The sequence below is a fragment of the Streptomyces sp. NRRL F-525 genome (assembly GCF_000716605.1).
Lineage (GTDB): Bacteria > Actinomycetota > Actinomycetes > Streptomycetales > Streptomycetaceae > Streptomyces.
In genome coordinates, this window is sequence record NZ_JNXE01000018.1 from 164,795 (window position 1) to 175,003 (window position 10,209).

The following is a 10,209-nucleotide window of genomic DNA, read 5'->3' on the forward strand; positions in this document are numbered from 1 at the left end:
GCCCTCGCGGTGAACGACCTCGCCGTCACCTCACCGGCGTGAAGTCCCGCGCCCCGATGAACTCGGGCCGTCGTACCGGAGCCGCGAACGGCTCAACGGCCTTGTTCTCCACGCTGTTGAACACGATGAAGACGTTGCTGCGCGGGAACGGCGTGATGTTGTCGCCGGAGCCGTGCATGCAGTTGCAGTCGAACCAGGTCGCCGAACCGGCCCTGCCCGTGAACAACTTGATGCCGTACTCGGAGGCCATGCCGGTCAGCGCCTCGTCGGACGGGGTGCCCGCGTCCTGCATCTGCAGCGACTGGCGGTAGTTGTCCTCGGGGGTCGCGCCCGCGCAGCCGAGGAACGTGCGGTGCGAGCCCGGCATGATCATGAGGCCGCCGTTGGTGTCGTGGTTCTCGGTGAGCGCGATCGACACGGACACGGTGCGCATGTTCGGCAGGCCGTCCTCGGCGTGCCAGGTCTCGAAGTCCGAGTGCCAGTAGAAGCCGCTCGCGCCGAAGCCGGGCTTCACGTTGATCCGGGACTGGTGGACGTACACGTCCGAGCCGAGGATCTGCCGGGCCCACCCGACGACCCGCTCGTCGCGCACGAGCCGCGCGAACACCTCGCTGATCCGGTGCACCTCGAAGACGGACCGGATCTCCTTGGACTTCGACTCGACGATCGACCGCTCGTCGGCCCGGATCGCGGGATCGGCGACGAGCCGCTCCAACTCCCGCCGGTAGACGTCGACTTCGTCGTCCCGCAGGAGTTCCTGCATGGAGAGGAAGCCGTCGCGCTCGAAGGCCTGGAGGTCGCCCGTCGGGATCGGGCCCGGGGTGTCGGGGGAGCCCCAGACAACGGGGTCCTTGCGCGGGACGGACACCTCGGTGGTGCCGCGGCTGGGGTACAGGTCGGTGATGTCGGTGACGGTGGTCATGCTCGTCACACCTCCTCGGGCTCGGTCAGCAGCGGATAGACGCCGTTCTCGTCGTGGTCCTCCCGTCCGGTGACGGGCGGGTTGAAGACACAGATGCAGCGGAAGTCCTCCTTGATCCGCATCGTGTGCCGCTCGTGGCCGTCGAGGAGGTACATGGTCCCGGGCGTGATCGTGTACGTCTGCCCGGTCTCGTCGTCGGTGAGTTCGGCGTGGCCCTCGACGCAGACGACGGCCTCGATGTGGTTGGCGTACCACATCGACGTCTCGGTGCCCGCGTAGAGGACGGTCTCGTGCACCGAGAAACCGACCCGCTCCTTGGCGAGGACGATGCGCTTGCTCTCCCAGGTGCCGGACGCGGCCTTGATGTGCCGGTCGGTGCCTTCGAGTTCCTTGAACGAACGGACAATCACGGTGTGGTGACGCCTCCTTGACGTGGTGTCAGATGGTGGTTCCGGGTCAGGCGGTTTCGCGTACGGCGCGGGCGAGGATGCTCAGCCCCTCGTCCAGTTCCTCGGGGGTGATGGTCAGCGCGGGCAGCAGCTTGACGACCTCGCTCTGCGGGCCGGACGTCTCGACGAGCAGGCCGAGTTCGAAGGCGCGGGCGCAGATCCGGCCGGCGCGCTCGGGGTCCTTGAACTCGAGGCCCCAGACCAGTCCGCGGCCCCGGTACTCCTTGATGTCGGCGAGGTTCTCCTCGGTGATGGAGATCAGCCCCTGCTCGACCTGCTCCCCGCGGGCCCGGGTCTGCTTCTCCATCGCGGAACCGTCCGCCCAGTACGTCTCCAGGGCGGCGGTGGCGGTGACGAACGCCGGGTTGTTGCCGCGGAACGTGCCGTTGTGCTCGCCCGGCTCCCAGATGTCCAGCTCGGGCTTGAACAGGCACAGGGACATCGGAAGGCCGTAGCCGCTGATGGACTTGGACACGGTGACGATGTCCGGGACGATGCCCGACTCCTCGAAGGAGAAGAACGCGCCGGTGCGGCCGCAGCCCATCTGGATGTCGTCGACGATCAGGAGCATGTCCTGGCGCTCGCACAACTCGGCCAGCGCGCGCAGCCATTCGGGGCGGGCGACGTTGATGCCGCCCTCGCCCTGCACGGACTCGACGATCACGGCGGCGGGCTTGTTCAGGCCGGAGCCCTGGTCCTCCAGCAGCCGCTCGAACCACAGGAAGTCGGGGACCTTGCCGTCGAAGTAGTTGTCGAATGGCATCGGCGTCCCGTGCACCAGCGGGATGCCGGCACCGGCCCGCTTGAAGGCGTTGCCGGTCACGGCGAGCGAGCCGAGGGACATCCCGTGGAAGGCGTTGGTGAAGGAGACGATGGCCTCCCGCCCCTTCACCTTCCGTGCCAACTTCAGTGCGGACTCAACGGCGTTGGTGCCGGTCGGGCCCGGGAACATCACCTTGTACGGCAGATCGCGCGGGCGCAGCACCAGGTCCTGGAAGGTCTGGAGGAAGGCGCGCTTGGCACCGGTCGACATGTCGAGGCCGTGCGTGACGCCGTCCCGCTCCAGGTAGTCGATCAACGCCCGTTTCAGGACAGGGTTGTTGTGCCCGTAGTTCAGCGAGCCGGCGCCCGCGAAGAAGTCGAGGTAGGCGTGGCCGTCCTCGTCGTACATACGGCTGCCCCGGGCCCGGTCGAAGACGGTGGGCCAGGCGCGGCAGTAGCTGCGGACCTCGGACTCCAGGGTCTCGAAGACGCTCAGATCGGGCTGGGTGATGGTCACGCGAATCGCTCCTCGGGGTGGGGGGTGAGGGGGGAGGGCAACGGGGAGTTCAGAGGCTCAACGGGCCGATGCGGTACAGCACTTCGGGGTCGTGCGGTCCGTCCGGGAAGTCACCGGCCTCGAACAGGACCGTGCGCTCGACGACGGCGCCGTGGCGTTCGGCGTACGACGTGAAGAGGCGCTCGGACGCGGTGTTGCCGGGCGTGATCGTGGTCTCGATCGCGGTCACGCCGTACTCGTCCGCGACCCGCTCGGTCAGCCCGTCGAGCAGGCGTGCGGCCAGCCCGCGACCGCGCTGCGCGGCGTCGACGGCCACCTGCCACACGAGCAGGGTGCCCGGCCGGTCCGGCGGCACGTACCCGGTGACGAAGCCGACCGGCTCCCCGCGCTCGTCCCGCACGACGGCGGAGGTACCGGCGAAGTCCCGGCACCACAGGAGATAGCTGTACGACGAGTTCAGGTCGAGGGCGTTCGAGTCCTTGGCAATACGCCACAACGCGGCGCCGTCGGCCACCGTGGGGCGGTCGATGTGCAGGTCTGCTTGGGTGGCAGTCATGCGAATTGAATTTACCGAGGGAAATTCGAAATTGCATGGAGGGATGGGGTTACGTCTGGGGCGGTGCTGTGTTATCACGCGTGCGAGGTTGCAGTTTATGTACGGGTTTGACCGGCACGTAAGTAATAAAACGGGCGGCCTGTGTAACGGGTCACAAGGGTGTAACCCTCACGAGATCTACGCGAATTATTTGCGTTTGGGTGCACGGAAATCGGGCAGAAGAATATGGGAAGCTGCCCGTTGAGAAGGCGATAAAATTCCCAGGAATTACATCTGAATTAGGCGCCGGTGACGCCGTCGATGCTTTCCCGGAGGATGTCGGCGTGACCGTTGTGCCGCGCGTACTCCTCGACCAGATGAATCAGCACCCACCGCAGACTGACTTCCATCCCGGCGGCCATCGGCCCGTCCGGGATCGAGGGCGTACCCGTCCTCGCTGCCGTACACCGTCGGCACGTCGAGCCCGAACACCCGCTGGAACCAGTTCCGTTCGACCTCGGCGAGGTGCTGGACCAGTCCGAGTAACGTCAAGGAGGAGGGCGCGGCCGCGGCGAGCCGTACCTGAGCGTCATCCAGCCCGGCGCACTTCACCTCCAGCGTGGCGCGATGAAAGCCGAGCCAGCTTTCGAGCATGGGGCGTTCGGCGCCGGTCATGGCGGGGATGGGGCGGCCGTCGGGGAGGGTCTGGGGCGTGTCAGTGGTCATGCGGGGGAGCATGGCACGGGGGGTTCTGCGCCGGTGCCCTTCGAATCAGGTCCGGCACCATCAGCCTGTCCGCTCACTTCTGGGCGCAGGCCGGCATAACTCAGCCCGTCCGGCGTTTGAGGACGAGGCCCCTTCAGGGCCGATCGGGGGTCTGGGGGCGGAGCCCCCAGCTCTCACCTCAGCCCACGACTACCGCCACGCGTTCTCTACGGCGGACCGGGCGCCCTCCAGATCCACCGACACCCCCTGCTCAGCCAGCGCCGCGCCCAGCGCTGCCAAGGAACCCTGTACCGCCCCCACCGTCCCATCCACCCCGTAGTGGTTGACCCGGATCATCTCCTTCGCCAAGGCACCCCCACCCGCAGCCAGCGGCAACGAGGGGTCCGAGGACAGGGCCGTCGCCACCAGCTCCGAGGCCACCACACCCGACGGAGTCCTGAGCGTCGTAGCGACCGGCGCAGCCTCAGCCGCATCGTGGACGTACGGTTCGAGCCCGCCGCCCAGGGCGATCACCCCCGCCCGTGTTGCCGCGGCAGCGCTCGCGTGGCGCTGCATCACCGTGGCCAGACCCTCCGCCTCGATGCGCTCCACGCACGCCTCCAGCGCGAGCATCTCCAACTGGGCCGGTGCGTGCGGCAGCGCCGTGCGGCCCGCGTCGGTCCAGCGGTCCTTCCAGTCAAGGAGGGAGAGGTACGAGCGGCGCGGGGCCGAGGGGTTGGCCGCCATACGGGCCCACGCCCGCGCGCTCACCGACACCGCCGAAACCCCCGCCGGCCCGCCCATCGCCTTCTGCGCGCCGATCACGCACAGGTCGACACCCCACGCGTCCGGCAGCACCGGCTCCGCGCCGATGGAGGCCACCGCGTCGAGGTAGAAGATCGCGCCGTGGGCCCGCACGATCTCGCCGATCTCCGCGACCGGGTTGGTGTTGCCGGTCGCGGCCTCCGCGTGGACGAGGGACACGAAGTCGATCTCCGGGTGCGCGGCGAAGGCCTCCCGGATCTGGTCGGCGGTCACCGCCGTGTGGAACGGGACGGCGAGGTCGATCACCTCGGCGCCGCAGTCCCGCAGCCAGTTCCCGAAGGTCTGCCCGTAGGGGCCGGTGATGACGTTCAGCGCGAGCGTGCCCGGCCCCGCCGTGGAACGGATCGCGCCCTCCAGCGGCAGCAGCGCCTCGCCCTGCATGATCACGACATCCTGCTCGGTACCGAGCAGCCGGGCCACCTGGTCCTCGATCGAGGCGAAGTGCGCGGCGCTCAGCGGGGCCAGGTCGAGGAAGGGGTGCGTCACGGCGGTGCTCTTTCACTCGCGGGAGTCGATGGGAACGAGGGTAACCGGCCCTCCTGACCGCCCTCCGCACCCCTCCGACCGGCGACTTCTTAGCCCGGACGGCCCCCTGGTCACCGGTCCGGGTGAGCGGCCCGCCGAACCCCTCCGAATAATCGGAACCCATAATTCCGTCACAGGAGGCCTCCGTGAACACGCTCCTCGGCCGCCGGGCCCGCACCCTGGCCGCCACCCTCGCGAGCGCCGCACTCGTCCTCGTGGCCGGCTGCACGTCGAGCGACAGCGGCGGCAGCGGTTCGAAGACCGCCGCCGGTGGCGTCGAACTCGTCAAGGCCGGCCGGCTCACCACCTGCACGCACCTCCCGTACCCGCCCTTCCAGTCCGAGATCGACGGCAAGGTGCAGGGCTTCGACGTCTCCCTCATCGACCTGGTCGCCAAGGACCTCGACGTGAAGCAGACGATCCTCGACACGCCCTTCGAGAACTTCAAGACCGGCGCCTTCCTCAACGCCGACGAGTGCGACCTGGCCGCAGCCGGCATGACCATCACCGCCGAGCGCAAGAAGAACGTCGACTTCTCCGACCCGTACTTCGATGCCACCCAGGCCGTCCTCGTCGACAAGAAGAGCGGGATCACCTCCCTCGCCGACGTGAAGACCAAGGGCAAGAAGCTCGGCGCGCAGGCGCAGACCACCGGCGAGGACTACGCCAAGAGCAAGGGCTTCGACCCCGTCTCCTTCGAGTCCTCCGACGCCGTCCTCAACGGCCTGCGCACCGGCCAGGTCCAGGCCGTCATCATCGACTACCCGGTGGTCCAGGGCTGGCTGAAGACCAAGGCCAACGCCGACGCGTTCAAGGTCGTCGACAACCTCAACACCGGTGAGCAGTACGGCTTCACGGTCAAGAAGGGCAACACCAAACTCCTCGCCGCCATCAACAAGGCCATCAAGGACGCGAAGGCCGACGGCACGTACAAGAAGCTGTACGAGAAGTGGATCGGCCCCTACGACGCCTCGGCCGCCTCCCCGTCGGCCTCATGACGGGCGACACCGCGGACCCTCAACTCCAGCCCAGGAGACAGGGGTTGAGCAGACGGCAGCGGCGCAGGCTGTCCCAAGGCGTGCAGTACGCCGTCTTCGCCGCCGCCGTGATCTCCTTCGCGGTCACCGCCGACTGGGGCCGCCTGAAGAACCAGTTCGCGCAGTGGAGCATCGCCAAGCAGATGTTCCCGGACGTCATCACGCTGGCGTTGAAGAACACGGTGCTCTACACCTTGTCCGGCTTCGTCTTCGGCCTGGTCCTCGGCATGGTGGTCGCGCTGATGCGGCTGTCGTCCGTCGGCCCCTACCGCTGGCTCGCCGGGATCTACATCGAGATCTTCCGCGGCCTGCCAGCCCTGCTGATCTTCATCTTCGTCGGCGTCGCCGTGCCGCTCGCCTTCCCGGGCACGGAGATCGTCGGCGGGACGTACGGCAAGGTCGCCCTCGCGCTCGGCCTGGTGTCGGCCGCGTACATGGCGGAGACGATCCGCGCGGGCATCCAGGCGGTGCCCAAAGGGCAGTTGGAGGCGGCCCGTTCGCTCGGCTTCTCGCAGGCGCGGGCCATGGTGTCGATCATCGTCCCGCAGGCGTTCCGGATCATCCTGCCGCCGCTGACCAACGAACTCGTCCTCCTCTTCAAGGACTCCTCCCTGGTCCTGTTCCTCGGCGTCACCCTGGAGGAACGCGAACTCTCCAAATACGGAAGGGACTTGGCGAGCACGACGGCCAACTCGACGCCGATCCTGGTGGCGGGCCTGTGCTACCTGCTGGTCACGATCCCGCTGAGCTTCGTGGTCCGCCGGATGGAGACGAAGACGGGGGAGGCGGTCCGGTGACGAGCACCGCACGTGAGAAGCCCGAGATCCAAGTCCGGGGCCTGCACAAGTCGTTCGGCACCAACGAGGTGCTGCGCGGCATCGACCTGGAGATCGGCCAGGGCGAGGTCGTCTGCGTCATCGGCCCCTCCGGCTCCGGCAAGTCGACCCTCCTGCGGTGCGTGAACCTGCTCGAAGAACCCACCCAGGGACGGGTGTTCGTCGGCGGCACCGAGATCACCGACCCCGATGTCGACATCGACGCCGTACGCCGCCGTATCGGCATGGTCTTCCAGCAGTTCAACCTCTTCCCGCACCTGACCGTCACCGAGAACCTCACCCTGCCCCAACGCCGGGTCCTGCGCCGCGACAAGACCCAGGCCGCTAAGGTCGCCGCCGACAACCTCCGCCGCGTAGGCCTGTCGGAGAAGGCCACCGCCTACCCCGCCTCCCTCTCCGGCGGCCAACAGCAACGCGTAGCCATCGCAAGGGCGTTGGCGATGGACCCCGAGGTCATGCTCTTCGACGAACCGACGTCGGCACTCGACCCCGAGCTGGTGGGGGACGTCCTCGCGGTCATGCGGATGCTCGCGAACGAGGGCATGACGATGATGGTCGTCACCCACGAGATGACGTTCGCGCGGGAGGTGGCCGACAGGGTTGTGTTCATGGACGGTGGGTTGATCGTCGAGAAAGGGTCTCCAGACCGGGTCATCACCAACCCGCAGCAGGCCCGCACCCGCCACTTTTTGTCGCGCCTACTGGACCCAGCGATGGCTGAGGTGCAGGACGAGGAAGGCGCCCCTTAAGGGGCGCGGGGAACTGCGCGACCAGCCCCCACGCACCCGCACCCGACGAACTATCGTGCGTCCCATGAGCGATCTACCGGTGCTGCACATGAAGGGCCGAGTCCTGGTTGGCCCCGAGGACATCCGCGACGACCTCTGGGTGATCGACGGCCGCATCTCCTACGACCGTCCAACCCACGGACGTGACATCCGCACGGTAGACGGCTGGGCCCTCCCCGGCCTCGTCGACGCCCACTGCCACGTAGGCCTGGGAGCCCACGGCCCCGTGGACGCCGAGACCGCAGAGCAACAGGCCCTCACCGACCGGGACGCCGGCACCCTCCTGCTCCGCGACGCAGGCTCCCCCTCGGACACCCGCTGGATCGACGACCGCGAAGACCTCCCGAAGATCATCCGCGCGGGCCGGCACATCGCCCGCACCCGCCGCTACATCCGCAACTTCGCCCACGAGATCGAACCCGACGAACTCGTCGCCTACGTCGCCAAGGAGGCCCAACGAGGCGACGGCTGGGTCAAGTTGGTCGGCGACTGGATCGACCGCGACCTCGGCGACCTGTCGGCCTGCTGGCCGCGCGAAGCGGTGGAGGCGGCGATCGCCGAGGCCCACCGGCTCGGCGCCCGCGTCACCGCGCACTGCTTCGCGGAGGACGCGTTGCGCGACCTGGTCGAGGCCGGCATCGACTGCATCGAGCACGCGACCGGCCTCACCGAGGACCTGATCCCGCTGTTCGCCTCGCGCGGCGTCGCGATCGTCCCGACCCTCGTGAACATCGCGACCTTCCCGAAGCTCGCCGACGACGGCGACGCCAAGTTCCCCCGCTGGTCGGCCCACATGCGGCGACTGTACGAGCGGCGCTACGACACCGTCCGCGCCGCCTACGACGCCGGCGTCCCGGTCTACGTCGGCACCGACGCCGGGGGTTCCCTCGCCCACGGCCTGGTCGCGGCCGAGGTCGCCGAACTCGTCACCGCCGGCATCCCCGCCGTAGAGGCGCTGTCGGCGACCGCGTGGGGTGCGCGGCGGTGGCTCGGGCGGCCGGGGCTGGAGGAGGGTGCGCCGGCGGACTTCGTCGTGTACGAGGCGGACCCGCGCGCCGATGTGCGCGTGCTGGCGTCGCCGCGGCGGGTGGTGCTGAACGGGCTGGTGGTCGAATAGTCGCCAGGCGATTCGAATACGTTCACGGAAAACCCACGATGGGGTGAAGTGACGCGGGATCGCTGACGGTTCACTCGTCGTGGGTAATTCTTACCGGGTCCCAAGCATGTCTCTTCTGGGGGTCCCACACCTTGAACGGCACCAACTTCCGCATGCCCGCACGCCGTTGGGCCAGCGTGGCCACGGCGACCGCCCTCGCCGCCGGTCCCGTGGCGCTGGCCGGCGCGGGTTCCGCCAACGCGACCACCGACCAGGGTCGTGCCAGCGCCGTAGTGCTCCGCACCGGGCTCGATGTGTCCTTGCTCAACAAGACCGTGGACGTCCCGCTCGCGGTCTCCCTCAACGAGGTCCAGGCGCCGCAGAGTGCCGAAAAGACCGCGCTCACCGCCCAGTTGGACGGGGTGAACGGTGGGCAGCCGTTCAGTGTGCTCAGCGCGGACGTCGCCACGGCGAGGGCGACGGTGTCCGCGACCAAGGCCGAGGGGTACACGAACCTCGCCCGTGCGCGGCTCCATGTTCCCGGGCTGCCGCTGCTCTCACTCATCGAGATCGACGCGGTCACGTCCAAGGCGACGTGCGAGGCGGGGAAGGCGCCGGTCGCCACGTCGCATCTGCCGGGGGCGGTGACGGTGCTCGGCAAGCGGATCACGGTAACCGCCAGTGGTCCTACGGATGTTGAGGTGCCGGGGGTCGGTTCGGTGCGGCTCGACTTGTCTACGACGTCGACCACGTCCCGTACGGCCGCCGCGACCGCCCTCGAACTCAAGGTCTCCGTCAACCCGTTGAAGCTGAACGTCGCCGATGTGGAGGGGACGGTGACGTTGGCACGGGCGACTTGTGAGGCGCCGAAGGTTGCCGTCGTCACTCCGCCCTCTGCCAAGCCGGCGCCGGATGTGAAGCCTCAAGGGGCGCCTGCGGAGGCGGGGTTGGCCGAGACGGGGGGTAGCTCCGTCACGCCGTACATCGCGGGTGGGGCGGTGTTGTTGCTGGCGCTGGGCGGGGGAGCGGTACTGACAGCGCGCCGGCGCCGGGGCTGAGGCAATTGCTTTCCCACCCCCCCACCCGTCTCGGGCGTTTTAGAGGCTCACGTTGCAAAGACAGCAAACGGTCGGGTGGGTGGGCGGGAAGGGCTCGGAGGCTGACCTCTTGGGTCGGCCTGGTCGGCCCGGGTCGGGCGGGCAGGGCCTGGAC

10 protein-coding genes and 1 pseudogene are annotated in these 10,209 nt (G+C 68.5%); 5 read left to right on the forward strand and 6 right to left on the reverse strand.

The features are described 5' to 3' along the window. Positions 1-25: 25 nt before the first annotated feature. The 6 genes and pseudogenes from thpD to OO69_RS26100 all read right to left on the reverse strand — a co-directional run bounded on the left by thpD (position 26) and on the right by OO69_RS26100 (position 5,201). Entirely contained in the window at positions 26-922 is an 897-nt protein-coding gene (gene thpD, locus OO69_RS26075) for an ectoine hydroxylase (RefSeq protein ID WP_033283203.1), read from the reverse strand. 5 nt (positions 923-927) lie between these two features. Further along, positions 928-1,332 carry an ectoine synthase gene (locus tag OO69_RS26080; protein WP_033283204.1) on the reverse strand — a complete coding sequence of 135 codons (405 nt, stop codon included), beginning with the start codon at positions 1,330-1,332 and terminating at the stop codon, positions 928-930. 46 nt (positions 1,333-1,378) lie between these two features. Next, positions 1,379-2,650: a diaminobutyrate--2-oxoglutarate transaminase gene (gene ectB / locus OO69_RS26085; protein ID WP_033283205.1), complete on the reverse strand. Its 1,272-nt coding sequence runs from the start codon at positions 2,648-2,650 to the stop codon at positions 1,379-1,381. A 49-nt stretch (positions 2,651-2,699) separates the two neighbouring features. Continuing rightward, positions 2,700-3,206 carry a diaminobutyrate acetyltransferase gene (gene ectA, locus OO69_RS26090; RefSeq protein ID WP_033283206.1) on the reverse strand — a complete coding sequence of 169 codons (507 nt, stop codon included), beginning with the start codon at positions 3,204-3,206 and terminating at the stop codon, positions 2,700-2,702. A 278-nt stretch (positions 3,207-3,484) separates the two neighbouring features. Next, positions 3,485-3,911, reverse strand: a pseudogene (locus OO69_RS48905) (DinB family protein). 189 nt (positions 3,912-4,100) lie between these two features. Further along, positions 4,101-5,201 carry a pyridoxal-phosphate-dependent aminotransferase family protein gene (locus OO69_RS26100; protein ID WP_033283207.1) on the reverse strand — a complete coding sequence of 367 codons (1,101 nt, stop codon included), beginning with the start codon at positions 5,199-5,201 and terminating at the stop codon, positions 4,101-4,103. Between the two features lie 185 nt (positions 5,202-5,386). On the opposite strand from OO69_RS26100, the gene OO69_RS26105 reads away from it, so the two are divergent. The 5 genes from OO69_RS26105 (at position 5,387) to OO69_RS26125 (ending at position 10,055) form a co-directional block, all read left to right on the forward strand. Beyond that, positions 5,387-6,238, forward strand: coding sequence for a transporter substrate-binding domain-containing protein (locus tag OO69_RS26105; RefSeq protein WP_033283208.1), 852 nt, complete (start codon positions 5,387-5,389; stop codon positions 6,236-6,238). Next, positions 6,235-7,074 carry an amino acid ABC transporter permease gene (locus tag OO69_RS26110; RefSeq protein ID WP_033283229.1) on the forward strand — a complete coding sequence of 280 codons (840 nt, stop codon included), beginning with the start codon at positions 6,235-6,237 and terminating at the stop codon, positions 7,072-7,074. Before OO69_RS26105 ends, OO69_RS26110 begins: the two co-directional genes overlap by 4 nt. Continuing rightward, complete coding sequence (locus OO69_RS26115; RefSeq protein WP_033283209.1) at positions 7,071-7,862, forward strand: amino acid ABC transporter ATP-binding protein; 792 nt, start codon at positions 7,071-7,073, stop codon at positions 7,860-7,862. Before OO69_RS26110 ends, OO69_RS26115 begins: the two co-directional genes overlap by 4 nt. A 64-nt stretch (positions 7,863-7,926) precedes the next feature. Continuing rightward, positions 7,927-9,018, forward strand: a complete 1,092-nt coding sequence (locus OO69_RS26120) for an amidohydrolase family protein (protein ID WP_033283210.1) — start codon at positions 7,927-7,929, stop codon at positions 9,016-9,018. A 131-nt stretch (positions 9,019-9,149) separates the two neighbouring features. Further along, entirely contained in the window at positions 9,150-10,055 is a 906-nt protein-coding gene (locus OO69_RS26125) for an SCO1860 family LAETG-anchored protein (RefSeq protein WP_033283211.1), read from the forward strand. Positions 10,056-10,209: the final 154 nt, after the last annotated feature.